The organism is Moorella naiadis (nom. illeg.), from assembly GCF_051020825.1.
In the GTDB taxonomy this organism is placed as follows: domain Bacteria; phylum Bacillota; class DSM-521; order Neomoorellales; family Neomoorellaceae; genus Neomoorella; species Neomoorella naiadis.
Genome location: NZ_JAXGFQ010000042.1, coordinates 1 through 15,187 on the forward strand (window position 1 = coordinate 1; position 15,187 = coordinate 15,187).

Annotated in this window: 11 protein-coding genes and 1 pseudogene; 10 read left to right on the plus strand and 2 right to left on the minus strand. The window is 53.0% G+C overall.

Annotated elements, in window-relative coordinates:
* The first annotated feature begins 242 nt into the window (after positions 1–242).
* Both dmpI and SDD30_RS16275 read left to right on the plus strand, forming a co-directional pair.
* Positions 243–431 (plus strand): 4-oxalocrotonate tautomerase DmpI, encoded by a 189-nt coding sequence (dmpI, locus tag SDD30_RS16270; RefSeq protein WP_434075986.1) that lies wholly within the window; start codon positions 243–245, stop codon positions 429–431.
* A gap of 155 nt (positions 432–586) precedes the next feature.
* Positions 587–1,417: an SPL family radical SAM protein gene (locus SDD30_RS16275; protein ID WP_434075987.1), complete on the plus strand. Its 831-nt coding sequence runs from the start codon at positions 587–589 to the stop codon at positions 1,415–1,417.
* 168 nt (positions 1,418–1,585) lie between these two features.
* Here SDD30_RS16275 and SDD30_RS16280 read toward each other — a convergent pair.
* Positions 1,586–1,984, minus strand: a pseudogene (locus SDD30_RS16280) (transposase family protein); the annotation flags it as partial.
* Positions 1,985–2,250: 266 nt separating this feature from the next.
* Positions 2,251–2,484: a tyrosine-type recombinase/integrase gene (locus tag SDD30_RS16285; protein ID WP_434075995.1), complete on the minus strand. Its 234-nt coding sequence runs from the start codon at positions 2,482–2,484 to the stop codon at positions 2,251–2,253.
* A gap of 702 nt (positions 2,485–3,186) precedes the next feature.
* Between SDD30_RS16285 and SDD30_RS16290 the strand changes: the two genes are divergently transcribed.
* The 8 genes from SDD30_RS16290 to SDD30_RS16325 all read left to right on the plus strand — a co-directional run bounded on the left by SDD30_RS16290 (position 3,187) and on the right by SDD30_RS16325 (position 14,520).
* Complete coding sequence (locus tag SDD30_RS16290) at positions 3,187–3,408, plus strand: hypothetical protein (protein ID WP_434075988.1); 222 nt, start codon at positions 3,187–3,189, stop codon at positions 3,406–3,408.
* Between the two features lie 275 nt (positions 3,409–3,683).
* Entirely contained in the window at positions 3,684–4,619 is a 936-nt protein-coding gene (locus SDD30_RS16295) for an ADP-ribosylglycohydrolase family protein (RefSeq protein ID WP_434075996.1), read from the plus strand.
* 242 nt (positions 4,620–4,861) lie between these two features.
* Positions 4,862–6,592, plus strand: coding sequence for a DUF262 domain-containing protein (locus tag SDD30_RS16300; protein WP_434075989.1), 1,731 nt, complete (start codon positions 4,862–4,864; stop codon positions 6,590–6,592).
* Between the two features lie 194 nt (positions 6,593–6,786).
* Positions 6,787–6,984 carry a DUF1659 domain-containing protein gene (locus tag SDD30_RS16305; RefSeq protein WP_434075990.1) on the plus strand — a complete coding sequence of 66 codons (198 nt, stop codon included), beginning with the start codon at positions 6,787–6,789 and terminating at the stop codon, positions 6,982–6,984.
* Positions 6,985–7,250: 266 nt separating this feature from the next.
* Positions 7,251–8,144 carry a hypothetical protein gene (locus tag SDD30_RS16310; RefSeq protein WP_434075991.1) on the plus strand — a complete coding sequence of 298 codons (894 nt, stop codon included), beginning with the start codon at positions 7,251–7,253 and terminating at the stop codon, positions 8,142–8,144.
* A gap of 53 nt (positions 8,145–8,197) precedes the next feature.
* A complete protein-coding gene (locus SDD30_RS16315) occupies positions 8,198–8,404 on the plus strand; it encodes a hypothetical protein (RefSeq protein WP_434075992.1) in 207 nt (68 codons plus the stop codon).
* 243 nt (positions 8,405–8,647) lie between these two features.
* The gene (locus SDD30_RS16320) at positions 8,648–11,398 is read left to right on the plus strand and encodes a site-specific DNA-methyltransferase (RefSeq protein ID WP_434075993.1); all 2,751 of its coding nucleotides are present in this window, start codon (positions 8,648–8,650) and stop codon (positions 11,396–11,398) included.
* Positions 11,395–14,520, plus strand: coding sequence for a BPTD_3080 family restriction endonuclease (locus tag SDD30_RS16325; protein ID WP_434075994.1), 3,126 nt, complete (start codon positions 11,395–11,397; stop codon positions 14,518–14,520). The genes SDD30_RS16320 and SDD30_RS16325 overlap by 4 nt, the downstream gene beginning before the upstream one ends.
* The last annotated feature ends 667 nt before the right edge of the window (positions 14,521–15,187 follow it).

Genomic DNA, 15,187 nt, shown 5'->3' on the forward strand with positions numbered 1-15,187 from the left:
AACGGGGCTGCCTTGCAAAGCAAGGACTTCTTTTAAGGTTTTTCCATAATCCTGCCACTTCATTATTTTTCACCTCCGAATTTTTTGGTAGTCAAATAATTATTCAATTCTCACCGGAAGATTCCTCCTGGCCAATTGCTTTTATCTAAAAATAATTTTTAGAGCCAATATATTGACGGTGAAAAGTGGGGCGGCTAATATGTTAAGAGGGTAAAAATCCTAACAGGAAGGAGAGAGTATAAATGCCAATAATTCAAATTGATGCAGGAGCCATGAGTAAAGAGAAAAATGCGGAACTCATCAAGGCTATGACCAACGCTGCCAGTTCTATCCTGAACATACCTGCCCAGGCCTTTGTCGTCCTGATTCGGGAAAATTCTCCGGACAATATTGGCACCGGCGGCAAGCAGCTATCAGAAATACACAAGTAAAGGAACACCGGGGGCGGGCCCTACTTTTAGGCAGGGCCGTTCCTCGTTAACGTTAAGTTGGGAAAGGGGAGCGGGCCGGTCCGGATACACGAAGGGAGCTCTTTCGGTGGACTTGGCAGCCGTAATTGCCGGGGAAAGGACTGAAGCCATTAAAAATGCCTGAAACGGTGCTGCAGAAAACCTGCTGTAAAACGGCCCTCAGCAAGACCGGAATTCCGGGATACAACTACTGCCTGAACCCCTATTTCGGCTGTGCTCACGGATGCCTATATTGCTACGCGGACACGGTACTCCGCTTTTTCAACCGCGCGGAAAAATGGGGTGAATTTGTTGCCGCGAAAGAGAACTTCCCGGAAGTTTTAAGGCGCGAGCTGCGGCGGAAGCGGACGCCTGTGGGCCGGGTCCTCCTCTCAGCCGTTACCGACGCCTACCAGCCCGCGGAAGCAGGGTTGGGCCTTACCAGGGCCTCCCTGGAAGTCTTGACAGAAGAAAGGCCGGACATAGAGCTGGACCTGCTTACCAAGTCCGACCTTGTGGTACGGGACGCGGATTTACTCAAGGAACTAAAGAATTGTTCCGTCGGTTTTACATTAACTACTCCCGATGATGCCGCTGCGGGCGTGCTGGAGCCCAGGGCCGCCCTGCCGTCGGCGCGCCTCAGGGCTGCAGGACGGCTTGTTGCTGAAGGCATAAGCGTATGGGCTTTCATAGCGCCGGTCCTTCCTGGAGTAAGTAATGCCCCGGAGGTGCTCGAAGAGCTTATAGCTGTTTTAAGTAATGCCGGGGTCAGGGAAGTCTATCTTGATTCTTTGAACCCGTATCAGGCCGCGGTAAAGCGCTTAAGAGTTGCTTACCGGGCAAGGTTCCCTCACGCGCTAAAACACTTGGAACGGTATCTATCTAACCCTCGAGAATATCTACAGCCGCTAAGGAGAAGGGTGGAGTTTCTTTCGCGCAAGTACGGGTACGACTTAAAGCTTAATTAAGTGGAAACGGATTGGCAAGTAGTACCAGACTTAAATTTAAGCTTTTTTAAGGTTTCTCCGGGGCATAGTTGTTAAAATGGGCGTTGAAAGGGAGTGAAGCCCATGGGGAAACCTCATATTGGCGAGGTTGATTACCTGCGGGTTTTCGGACTGATAACCATCGTTTTAACCAAAGTCAGGGAGCTCTTTCTTAATCTGCTGCACCAGGTTATCAAATAGACTATCCACCATGGAAGCGTACCCGAATAGCGTTTTCATAAACCGGGTGTAGGCCCACGCGGGAGGCACTTCTCCCTCAAACCCACACTTCTCCCGCAGTTGAGCGTTACGTTTGAGTTCTCGGCGTAAGCTCTCGATGGAGGGATGTTGAAAGACGATGCCGGCTAAAATGGAATTCCAGACGGCCCTGACCGGATAGTCATTACGCCCTTTGCCGCGTTTTCGTTCCAGAGTCTGCATTAGCTCTTCATCTGGTATGTATTCCAGTACCAGCCGGAGTCGCTCTAAGTCCCCCAACTTTTCTATTTCGTTCCACCCAAATAGCTTTAGTTGTGGTATAATAGCCATGAAGGTGCTCCTCCTTCTTTGTGTGTTTTTTTGCTGGGCTAAGCTAAAGATTCTACACAAAGATGAGGAGTACCTTTTTTTCGCTGGGGTGAATTTCTTTGGGAGGCTTATTTTTGGCGCTCAAAATGCCTATTTACTGTTTTATTTTGGGGTAAAGTCTTTTTTCCCCTCTTTTGCATCCGTTGCCTTACCTGGTTTCGCGGTCATCGCAAAAAGCTCGCATGATGAACAGTTTCCTGCTGGTAGAAACAGGGAACGGTTCATATTTAGTTCACCTGCAGTATGCAGAGCCGGCAGTTACGAAATGCCGGCCTTTTTTTGTCCCTGCCGCCGAAGAGGAAGGAGTTGAGGCGCTCCGCCTCCCGGTCGTCGAGTTTTTCCGGCAGGTAGTGGTGGTACACCCGGTAGGTGAAACCGGCGTTAGCATGGCCTAGCCAGGCGCTCACCTTTTTTACGTCCATGCCCCTGCGCAGAAGCGAGGTGGCGAAGGTGTGGCGCAGGGCGTAAGGCCGGCCTTGACCGGTGGCGGCTTAAAGTAGCCGGTTGCACAGGTTGCTCGGGTTTATCGACCTGCCCAGGGTCGACCTCCGCTCCGGGAAAGGTTGTGGGCGGGGCATGGTCCGGGCTTTAAATGGGGCAGCAGGTGGGCCGGGGGGAGGGTAATAAAGCACGTCGGCAGGCGGGCGAGGAAACCCGGGGCAGGGGGACATTCCTGCTGGGCAGGGTGATAAAGGGCGGCGAAAGGATTCTGGCCGGGAAGGGGGCCCCGGCCGACCTGATGCTACCGCGATCAATAACCATGCAGTGATAGACGGCCTCTGGCGTTTGCGACGGGGGAAGGTCCTGAACAAGATGAAACCTTAATTTGATAATAAATCTTGGACAAACTAGCGAGGCTTCAACAACCTATGAACATACTGGCCTATCAGTCACAATGGACACTTAAAGAGAACTTGCAAAGGCCTGCCGGGCTGACCACATGCCAATGACTGCCGGAAGGCCACCAGTCAAATCCATCAACAAGGAGAGCTGTCAACAATGCACAAGGCTGGCTTTAAAGCCCGGATCAAAAAGATCGGGATCGTCAACCGGGTCCCGCAGGACAGCTTCGAGCAGACCCGCGGGTGGTCCTCGACGAGGTGGCGGTGACCAACTAGAACCTGCTGGAGCTGCGACAGTTCCGCCCCAACGAGGCGGTAATCGTGATCATCACCGCCCAGCAGGTTAATATGCTGGAGCTGTTAGACCAGGGATCAACGGTGACGCAAACCGAGGATGGGAATAAAGGCGTAGAGGAACTGCTTTTAACAGATGAAGATGGTGCCATCGGTAACGGTGGCCAAGTGGTAAGGGAAGGAACTTCGATGTTTGGGCAAAAAGTGCCCTTTTTGTTTTTACGAAAAGGATTCGGGGGCTGCTTATAGAATTTATTAGCAGCAGAACCATAAACAACATACATACTTAATACTTCAGCGAAAATTTCTGCCAGCGGCGTTCAAAAACATAAGAGGATTCACTAGAAAAAGGAGTTATGCCCTTATATCGGAGCCTCCTAATTGCTAGGGAAAGGAAGCAAATTATGCTGTAGTGCTAATTGTTTTTTAACTAACTCGGTCGCACCTGGAAGGCACAACCTTTCACGAAATAGGGTTATGCTCGTACTAATCCCCGAAAAGGAGAGATTTTTCAAGGGAATATGATAGAGCCTATTTATCGCTATCGCGGCAGCCTGCTCGGCCTGGCAGCAGGGGACGCCCTGGGGACCACCCTGGAATTCTGGCGGCCCGGGTCCTTAGAGCCCATCAACGACATGGTCGGCGGCGGGCCCTTCAACTTGAAGCCGGGCCAGTGGACCGACGACACCGCAATGGCCTTGTGCCTGGCGGAGAGCCTGGTGGAGTGCCGGGGCTTCGATCCGGCTGATCAGATGGAGAGATACCGGCGCTGGTACCGGGAAGGGTACATGAGCAGCACCGGGTACTGCTTCGACATCGGCAACACGGTCCGGGCGGCCTTGGAGCGCTTTGAGCGCACCCGGGAGCCTTATTGCGGCTCCACAGATCCCTCTACCGCCGGCAACGGCTCCCTCATGCGGCTGGCGCCGGTGCCGCTATTTTACGCCTGCAAGCCCCAGGAAGCGGTGGCGAAGGCCGGGGAAAGCTCCCGCACCACCCACGGCGCTAAAGAGTCCGTCGACGCCTGCCGCTACTTTGCGGCCCTCATCGTGGGGGCCGTAGACGGCGCCGCTAAAGAGGAACTCCTTTCCGATCACTATGAGCCGACGCCCGGGCTGTGGTGGGAGGCTCCCCTGGCGCCGAAGATAGCCGCGGTGGCCTCAGGCTCCTTCAAAAGGCGCAACCCGCCCGAAGTCCGGGGCACGGGCTACGTGGTCGACTGCCTGGAGGCCGCCCTGTGGGCCTTCTACCACAGCTCTTCCTTCCGGGAAGGGGCGCTCCTGGCCGTGAACCTGGGCGACGACGCCGACACCACCGGCGCCGTCTACGGCGAGCTAGCCGGAACCTACTACGGCGAGGACGGCATCCCGGCAGAGTGGCGGGAGAAGATCGCCATGAGGGAACAAATTGTGTCCCTGGCAGAAGGGCTGCTGGCCCTTGCTTACGGATACCAGCCTTAATAATGTGCTGATGAAAATGCTAAGGAACCCTACCCTGGGCCAGCCCTGGATGTTCACTATGTACCATGTTCGTTATCCGGGGGGCCACTTCCCTCATCGGCCGATGCTCTACTGATCCTGTCCACCTTTGTTCTGAGAGCCAGCTGATGACGACGCTGAATAGTATTGTTTATTCAGTATTGTAATTAGAGCGGGAGGGCCTCCTGGGTTTGAGAGAAAACACTTAGAAGGAGTGGTTACAAGTGGCCTTCCAAACCGCGATTACGGTGGTAGAGGCGGTAAAAAGAATAATTGACCGCAGCTACCTCCTGCCTGCTATTCAGAGGGAATTTGTTTGGAGTGAAGAGCAGATTGAGCGCCTTTTTGATTCCATCATGCGAGGTTACCCCATTGGCTCCTTTCTCTTCTGGAAGGTTTCGCGCGAGAACCTCAAAAACTACCAGTTTTACGAGTTCATTAAAGACTACCACCAGCTGAAGTCCCACAACCAGAAGGCCACCCTGATGGGGGATGAAAACATCACCACCATCCTGGATGGGCAGCAGCGGTTAACCGCTTTATACATTGGCCTCAAAGGCAGCTATGCTTCTAAGGTGCCTTATATGCACTGGGATAACCCCCAGGCATTCCCACAGAAGAAACTGTATCTAAATCTGTTGGATGAACCGGGCGAAGACGAGGAAATGCTCTACCAATTCAAGTTCCTCACCGATGAAAAAGCACAGGAAAGAAACGAAAACAGCTACTGGTTCCCCGTGGGCAAAATCTTAGATTTTAATCCAGACAATCCCTTTGAACTGCACGAGTATCTTACGGAGAACAACCTGACCTCCAAATATGCGGGAAAGTGTTTGTTCCGGCTCAGTGAGGTGATTAACAAAAACGCCATCATCAGCTACTACCTGGAGGAAGGCCAGGAGCTCGACCGGGTGCTTAACATCTTTATCCGGGTCAACAGCGGCGGCACCCTGCTCAGCTACTCCGACCTTTTACTGTCAATTGCTACAGCCCAGTGGGAGAACCGCGATGCCCGGGAGGAGATCACCAGTTTGGTGGATGATATTAACCGCCTGGGCAGCGGCTTCACTTTTGATAAAGACTTTGTGCTCAAAACCTGTCTGGTCTTGTGTGACAAGGATATCAAGTTCAAAGTGGATAACTTTAACTCCCGGAATATGCTAGATATCGAGAACCAGTGGGATAAGATCAGGGAGATCATCCTGGCCACGGTGGAGCTGGTGTCCGGCTTTGGCTTCAATTACCAGACCCTCACCTCCCATAATGCCATCATCCCTATTTGCTATTATCTTTTCCAACGAGGTAATGCCCGCGATGTTTTGGCTTTGCCCAGGTATGCCAGCGAGCGGGAAACTATGCGCAAGTGGCTGCATCTGGTGCTTTTGAAGCAGACCTTCGGCGGCCAATCCGATGAGGTACTGCGGATCATTCGGGAAGTAATCAGGGATCATCATACTATTTTCCCGGCAGACGAGATAAAGGCGCGGCTCAAGGGAACGGTAAAAACCCTGGAGTTGACCGAAGAAGAAATCGACAATCTACTGGAAAACCAATACGGTAAAAAGTATACTTTTTCGGTGCTGGCCCTACTGTATCCCAGCCTGAATTACCGCTACAGCTTCCATCAGGACCACATTCATCCCCGCAGCCTCTGTTCCAGCCGCGATAAACTGAGAAGGGCCGGGATACCCGACAGCGAGATAGATTTCATCCTGCAGAACTACAATAAAATACCCAACCTGCAGCTTTTAGAAGGGGCTGAGAACATTAGTAAAAAAGACCGGCCCTTTGTGAATTGGCTGGATGGGGCTTACCCGGACGCAGTCGCCCGGGAACAGTTTAAAGAGAGGCACTACCTTAACGTTCTAGACCTTTCCGTGAATAACTTTAGAAGTTTTTACGAAAACCGTAAAAAGGCTCTCAAGAATGCCTTGAAGCAGACAGTGTTAGGCTGATTGAAATCCTTCCTTTGTCCCAGCGGGGACGGGGGAAATCTAATTCCAAAGCCCCTTGACATCCCCCCGCTTTATGGTTACGCTGAGACCAAAGACCGGCTGAGGTTATTTAACCTGGCCGGCCTTTTACATTTTCCGGCGGGACCGCCCTTCAGCCGGTCTAGCCCCGCCGTAATCAAAGGAGGAGAGCATTTATGCCCGTCGTCAACACCCCGGTGGGGTCGTCTTTCCAGCTCCGGGTGCAGACGGGGACCGACGCCAACGGCCAACTCCTGTACCGGGTCCGCGCCTACAGCCGGGTCAAGCCCGAGGCCGCCTACCAGGACGTCTACGACGTGGCCCAGGCCATCGGCGGCCTCCAGGTCCATCCGGTGAAAGCAGGAATTAATTAACGGGCAGACCAACCCCTGGCTCTGATGGGCTGGGGAGGTGCAGCACAACAGGAGGTGAATCAAATGCCCTCAAAGCGCCTGTTGATTGGGTGGATTGATCAGGTAACCTTGGAAATAAGCAGGGAAATCTGGAATAATGGCGAATTAAAACGATAGAAGATTATAAACGGTAAAATATTTAGGCCCGGCTAATTACAGTTACCAGCAACGGACACCAAAAGGAGGAACTAAAAATAAAGGCAAATCTTGTTTGGGGGTGACTTGTTGTGGCCTCTGAAGTCTCCGATGACGCTGTTATGACAGCGGGAGAAAAACAACGGCTAGCTAGTATAGCAGAGAAGCTAGCGAATATCCAAAGGTTCTTAAACACCATAAACATAGGGAAAGAACATTGTAACCTTGAAGATTGGTACAAGACTGTTTCCACTTTTAAGCGGTTGTTGAGGAACTTCGATAACGATGTCAGCTTCATAGCTTGTCTCATAGCAAAGCATTTTCTATCTATGAGACATGATCTTCCTTTGATTGATATTGCAACCAGACCCCAGGGAGCCCCTGGTTTAGATTTAGACATAACAACTAAGGACGGGAAGCGTATCATTGCTGAGATTAAAACTACTATTCCATATCATGTAAGCGATCTCGGAGCGCAGCAGCGGCAGGCGTTTCTTAAAGATTTCAAGAAACTCAGGGAGAATAAAGCGGACTACAAGTATTTCTTCATTACAGAACGGGATACCTATGAAGTCATCAGAAGGCATTACACGAATTACTTGACAGAGGAAATAAGTCTGGTTTTTCTCCCCCCATCAGGTTTGGAAATTACCAAGTTTGTCCTTAAAGGAGAAATAGCTACAGGAAGTGAACTGAGTTCAGAGCAGCTACATCCGGTCACTTCTTCCCCTTCCCTTTCTTCATCGGCTGATCTTGTTAGACAGTTTATTCAGGATAACTACTTCAAACCTGCTAAAAGAAGGGGCGTGGAGCAATTAATATTAAGGTCTGGGGACATCCATAGAAAAATGAACTTACATAATAGGTATCCATTGGTCTGCAGTGTGATGAGAGGCCGAAAGATAGAACGGATGTGTGATGTTAGAATCATCAAAACCGAGGGCAGTGACGGAGCTAACTTTTACGTAACTTACTCGTTAGCTTAACTTCCTCCATGTTGGGTTGTCTCAAGTCGCGTCTAATAGGGCGGTGTAGCCAGATGCTCACCTGGGAAGAAACGAAACGCTACCACCCAAACCAAAGAGGCATCTACCAGCGCCAGGGGCAGATTATCTCTATTTTCGCCTGCTTCGTTGGCGAGGATCGCAAATACCACGACCAGCTTCTTACCAAGGACCTCATGCTTTACATAGGTAAAGGGGAGCTCACCCGGCCGCAGTGGGACACCCTACATACTAGGGGTTAAGGTTTATGGCATGTTCAGCATAGTTTATCGTAAATACCCGACTCTTATTCAGCCGTTATTACCGGCGATCAACCGGTACCCCCAGGCGGTTAGCAAGTGTGACGGGTATCAATGGCTAGCTGAATAGTGATGACTTTACCTCAAATGATGTAACTTTAGTGGCCAAAATGTCGCCCTACATACTGATAAGGGGTCACCAGGAGTGTTTAGAGAATCCCAAGCTATGAGTAAGGGGGAATAGCAGTGGCCAGACGCCGCCAACGGCCGGCACAGGAAGCGGTAGTGCCGAAAGCTGAAACCTATCGGCATCCGGAGGCCGAAAGCCTTTTGCGTCCTGATGTGGGCACCCAGGCCCAGTTCAAAAAGGAAAAACCGCCTGTTACGTATCGTTATGATTCTTCTCTCTCCCCAGCTCTAGATTGGGATGGTCAAAACCAGGCCCGGGAGTTGGGCGAGTGGTTACTGGCGATGATTGAAGAAGCTAACCGGCTGGAGCCGCCTCATATTTTTCCTCATCCCCGGGAGTTTAACGGTGGCGAATTCAAGATCTATGGACTTCAAGATGCTATACAGCTTCTGAAAGAGATAAGTAAGCCTTTTCTCAACTGGGCCGGTAAAGCCGAGGGCCTGTCCTTCGAAGTGCCGACGTTGCCGTTGTTCGTCCACGAGCGACTGTCAACGAGGGCCATTATCGAGACCCTGCAGGGGCACCGGAAAAGGGGTGCCCAGCAGATGACCCTCTACGACTTCTTCGGCGATCCCCAGCGGCCGGTGATAGACCAGATCTTGAAGGCTTACGAGTACAGGGATAAGTGGGTTAACCGCATGATCCTGGGCGATTCCCTGGTGGTAATGAATTCCCTTTTGCACTACGAGGGCCTGGGTGGGCAGGTCCAGATGATTTACATGGACCCGCCTTATGGGGTAAAGTTTGGTTCCAACTTTCAACCCTTTGTTCGTAAGCGAGACGTGAAACATAATGATGACGAAGACATGACCCGGGAGCCGGAGATGGTCAAGGCCTACCGGGATACTTGGGAGCTGGGGCTGCACTCCTACCTGACCTACCTGCGGGATCGGTTATTACTCTGCCGGGAACTGCTGGCTCCCAGCTGCAGCATCTTTGTCCAGATCAGCGACGAAAACCTGCACCACGTGCGGGAAGTGATGGATGAGGTGTTTGGGCCAGAGAATTTTGCCGGAATGATTAGTTTCCAAAAGACTGGTGGGATGGAAGGCAATCTTCTTCCGCCTACGGTTGACTATTTGTTGTGGTATGCAAAGGATAAGGACTGTATCAAATACCGACAACTCTACACTGATCGGAAGCCCGGGGATACTTCATTGGATCGATATGATATGTTGTTACTCCCGAATGGTCAAACAAGACGCTTATCTCGCAAGGAGCTTGAGAGTGGTATCATACCTGATGGTGCACGAAGATATCAACTGGCACCTCTATACTCTGAGGGAGCAGCCAGAGAACCAGTAGAGTTTTGGTTCCAGGGCAAGAAGTACGTACCACGTCCTGATACACATTGGAAGACAACCTTGGAAGGCCTCCACAGGCTTGCAGAAAACGATCGTATAGAGGTTATGGGGTCTGTAATTAGGTATCGACGCTTCGTCGAAGACTTCCCGGTGATACCTATCACAGATAGATGGGAGTCTACACAAACAGGGACACAACGCGTCTACGCGGTTCAAACATCGCCGACTGTCATAGAACGTTGTATCCTCATGACCACCGACCCCGGCGACCTTGTTCTCGACCCCACCTGCGGTAGCGGGACCACCGCATATGTAGCCGAGCAGTGGGGCCGGCGGTGGATTACCATTGACGTGAGCCGCGTGCCCCTGGCCCTAACCCGGCAGCGGCTACTCACGGCGACCTTTCCTTACTACCAACTCAAGGACGAATCCCGTGGCCCAGCCGGCGGTTTCGAGTATGTGCGCAAGCAGAACCGCAAAGGGGAGGAAATCGGCGGTATTGTGCCGCATATTACCCTGGAAAGCATAGCCAATAACGAGCCGCCCAAGGAAGAGATCCTGGTGGACCGGCCCGAGGTGGTCCCAAATATTGTGCGCGTTACCGGGCCTTTTTGTGTGGAGGCCACTATACCCACCCCGGTAGACTGGGAAGACGTTGACGAAGTCCAGGCCCTGGCCGAGAGCCCCGAAGGCTACGGTTCGTTCATGGGGAGGATGCTGGAAGTCCTCCGCAAGTCCCCGGTACTACATTTAGGAGGCGGAAAAACGGTCACCTTAAAAAATGTCCGTCCACCAGCCAAAACCCTGGCTCTATCGGCTGAGGCAGTAGTAGTTAACGGTGAAGATAAGCCGGCAGCCATAGTTTTCGGGCCGGAGAACGGCGCCATAAGCGAAAGGCTGATCTATGAAGCCGCCCGCGAGGCCTATGCCAAGGGCTATAGCCATCTCTATGTCATTGGTTTTGCCATTCAACCTAACGCCCGAGTACTCGTAGAAAACTGTGAGGCTACAGTGGGCATCCCGGCTACTTATGTCCAGGCTACGCCAGACCTGCTGATGGGCGACCTGCTCAAAAATATGCGCAGCAGCCAGATCTTCAGCGTCTGTGGCCTACCGGAGGTCAAACTCAAGAAGGTGCAGGTTAAGCCGGGAAAGAAACCGGCTAGGTATCAGGTCGAGCTGGTGGGGCTGGACGTGTTCGATCCGGTAACAATGCAGACAGACCACCGCAAAGGCAGTGACGTGCCGGCCTGGTTCCTGGATAGTGATTATAACGGTCTATGTTTTCATGTGGACCAGGCCTTCTTCCCCCGCACCAGCGCCTGGAGCAACCTTAAGCGAGCCCTTAGGGGTATTTACGAGGATAACGTATGGGATCACCTGGCCGGTACCATCAGCGCGTCGTTCGAGGCGGGCGAGCATGGCCAGGTGGCGGTTAAGGTCATCGACGATCGCGGTAATGAACTCCTGGTTGTAAAGCGCCTCGAGGAGGCCGATAAATGAGCAGCTACGAGGTTCCCGATCCCATTCTTAACTCCCCCTACGAGGAGCCAGCAGCCTACTGGTATCTGGGGGAAGGGAAGGAGCCGGAGCTCCGGCCTGGACGCCGGCCGGCAGGCTACTTCTACCGTGATCCGAAAGCGCCGCTAAGTAATAATGAGCACGAGGTCCGGGGCCAGTGGATTGAACTGGAGCTTGTTAACCTGATCCGGCAGCGGCTCAAGGACTGGCGCGAGCAGGGCTGGCCGGGGGTCACCAGGACCACCCTTGAGCTACTGAACTACTGGCGGCGGGAGGGGCGCCAGCAACAGCTTTTTTACGCACAGTTAGAGGCGGCAGAGACGATCATTTTCCTAACTGAAGCTCGGGCCGACTTACTCCAGGGGATCGAGGTTCCCCTGGACGAACCAAGCGAGGAGCGCAAAGCCGATGGATACCGGGCCTTCCGGCGTTACGCCTGCAAGATGGCCACGGGTACGGGGAAGACCACGGTGATGGCCATGCTGGCCGCCTGGAGCATTTTGAATAAGATCAATGACCGGAGCGATGCCCGGTTTTCCGACGTGGTGCTGGTAGTCTGCCCCAACGTCACCATCCGTAACCGCCTGCAGGAGCTGGACCCCAGGCGCGGGGAGGCCAGCCTTTACCGCACCCGTGACCTGGTGCCCCGGCATCTGATGTCCGACCTGACCAGGGGGAGGGTGCTGGTGACTAACTGGCACATCTTCGAGCCGCAGGCGGTACAGGCTGGTGGTGAAAGCGCCAGAGTGGTCAAGGCCGGCGTGCCGGTAAAAACTATAGAGACCATTACTATAGGAGATAAAACCACCACCGCTCGCGGTAAGCGCTACTTGACCCTCGAGGACTTTAACCGCCAGGTGGCGGCCGGGCTCCTCACAGTAATCGGCGAAGAACGGGACGGCCAGGGAAACCTGAGGCGCGTCCAGGTGGAGACCAACAAGTACCTAAAAAGTGACACCGCCTGGATTAACCACGTACTGGGCCGGGAGGTCGGGGGCAAGCAAAACATCCTCGTCTTCAACGACGAGGCCCACCACGCCTACCGCCTTCGCCGGCCGCAGCCGGAGGAGGGCGAAGAGGACCTTTTCGGCGAGGAAGAGGAAAGTGAGGAGTTTTTTAAGGAGGCCACCGTCTGGATAGACGGGCTGGACCGGATTCACAAACTCCGCGGCATCAACTTTTGCGTAGACTTTTCCGCTACGCCCTACTTCCTCGGTCGGGTAGGCCAGGAGAGTAACCGCATTTTTCCCTGGGTAGTGAGTGACTTCGGCCTCACCGACGCCATAGAGTCTGGACTGGTGAAAATACCTCAACTTGCAGTACGCGATACCACGGGTGCCGAGATCCCGGGTTACTTCAACATCTGGCGCTGGATACTGCCCAGGCTCACGCCGGCAGAGCGCGGCGGGCGGAAGGCGAGCCCTAAACCCGAGGCCATCTTGAAGTGGGCGAATACGCCCATCGTCATGCTGGCCGGGTTATGGGAGGAATTGCGGCGAGAATGGGAGGAGGTCCGTGACGACCCACGGCCACCTGTATTTATCATCGTGTGCAAGAATACTAAGCTGGCTAAGGTAGTCTACGAATGGCTGGCTGAAGACAAGCCGCCGGCAGGTATTCCGCCGGCCAATATAGAGGGATTCCGCAACAGCGCCGACCACTTAAACACAATACGAGTGGATTCTAAAGTAATACACGAAACTGATATAGAGCAGGCCAAGAGCGACGAGGCGAGGTGGATGCGCTTTACCCTGGACATGGTGGGTAAGACCGAATGGCCCAAGGATTTTCAGGGTCGCCCTATCTACCCCGAAGGGTTCGAGGAGTTGGCCAAGAAACTTAAGCGTCCCTTGCATCCCCCTGGCAGAGATGTACGCTGCATCGTCAGCGTAGGCATGCTTACCGAGGGCTGGGACTGCAATACAGTAACCCACATCGTGGGCTTGCGTCCTTTCATGTCCCAGCTCTTGTGCGAACAGGTGGTAGGCCGTGGCCTGCGCCGATCAAATTATGAGATCGGCGAGGATGGAAAACCCACCGAGGAGGTCGCCAAGATTTTCGGGGTACCCTTCGAGGTCATACCGTTTAAGGCCAACCGGGGAACCACCCGCCCCAATGAAAAGCGGCACCATATTCACGCCATCCCGGCCAAGGCCCGATACGAGATTACGTTCCCCAGAGTAGAAGGCTACCGGCAAGCCATCCGTAACCGGATCACCGTGGACTGGCAGGCCGTGGCCGAACTCACCCTGGACCCTACTAAAATTCCTCCTGAGGTCGAGATGAAGGCAGGGCTGGCCAACAACCAGGGCAGGTACAGCCTGACAGGGCCGGGCAAGATCGAGAGTGTGGACCTTAACCCCTACCGTTCTGGCCACAGGTTCCAGGAACTGGTATTTGAATTAGCTCGGGACCTTACCAGGACCTATGTCTCCCAGCCGAGTTGCGAGGCTCCGGCGCATGTACTGTTCCCACAGTTGGTACGGATTGCTGACCGTTACTTGCGGGAGAAAGTACACCCCATCCCCCCGGCAAATATCCTGGACGTATTTCTTTCTCCCTATTACGGGTGGGTTATCGAGCGGCTGGTGGAGGCCATAAGACCCGATACCTCTCAGGGAGAGGCTCCGGAGTTCCCTTGCTATGAGACCAATCGAGGCCCTGGTTCCACGACCGAGGTAGACTTCTGGACGAACCGTGACGTTCGCGAAGTTATACATAGTCATGTAAACTATGTAGTGGCGGACACGAAACAGTGGGAGCAATCGGCTGCCTACTTCATTGACACCCATGAAATGGTTGACGCCTTTGTGAAAAACGCCGGGCTGGGCTTTACCATTCCTTACCTGCACAATGGCCAGGTTCACGACTACACACCTGACTTTATCATTCGCCTGAAGGGTAACGCTGGTCACCTGATCCTGGAGACTAAGGGTTACGACGAGCTAACCGAAGTCAAAGCCCAGGCCGCCAAACGGTGGGTCAACGCGGTCAATGCCGACGGGAGCTACGGCAGATGGTATTATGCCATTGCCTGGAAACCTGCGGAAATTCCTGAGATAATTAGAAAGAGTGGCCATAGCGTCAGGCGATTGACCGGTTGAAGTCCAGGTGACTTTGGTCAAGGAAAAGATCTATCATCGACCGGATACTCAACCTGATAGGGAAAAAGGGCCTGGAGTCGGCCCTGGCAATTTACTATTGAGAAAAAAGCGGGGTAATGATCATCGTCAAGATTATCTAAGAAGGACCATTGAAAAGAGAGAGGCGTGCTAAAGATGATTCAGACAGCACCTTATGAAGTTGCCTTCCAAGCGAGAGATGACTTGCAACAATACGGAACGAATGCCAGGTTACTATTTGCTTTGCAAATGAGATATAGGGTTGAAGATATTCATTCCATTGCTGCAGAATGCTTGACAGATGGACCAGATGATAAGGGTTGTGATCTTACTTATATAGATAGAGATGCTGGGTACGCCGTTATAGCACAGGGCTACGAAGCTAAAAAAAACAGGCAACGCTACGCTCCTTCCAGTAAGGTTAATGGGTTGATCGGAGCTGCCTCCTGGGTTTTAAACCCATCAGTATCAGCGTTACCAGAACGCCTTAAGCCTGCCGCGCAAGAGCTTCGCTCTGCGATAGAATCGAAAAGTATTCGTTCAATATATTTTTGGTACGTACATAACCTAAAGTGTCCTTGCTAAAATAAAAGTAGAGGAAGGGACCATAGAAATCACCTGACAGCATTACCCGGCAGCGTCGCCCCGG

Coding starts and splice junctions, on each gene's coding strand:
- SDD30_RS16315 (WP_434075992.1), top strand. CDS start 8,198: ATGCTCACCTGGGAAGAAACGAAACGCTACCACCCAAACCAAAGAGGC.
- dmpI (WP_434075986.1), top strand. CDS start 243: ATGCCAATAATTCAAATTGATGCAGGAGCCATGAGTAAAGAGAAAAAT.
- SDD30_RS16275 (WP_434075987.1), top strand. CDS start 587: ATGCCTGAAACGGTGCTGCAGAAAACCTGCTGTAAAACGGCCCTCAGC.
- SDD30_RS16325 (WP_434075994.1), top strand. CDS start 11,395: ATGAGCAGCTACGAGGTTCCCGATCCCATTCTTAACTCCCCCTACGAG.
- SDD30_RS16305 (WP_434075990.1), top strand. CDS start 6,787: ATGCCCGTCGTCAACACCCCGGTGGGGTCGTCTTTCCAGCTCCGGGTG.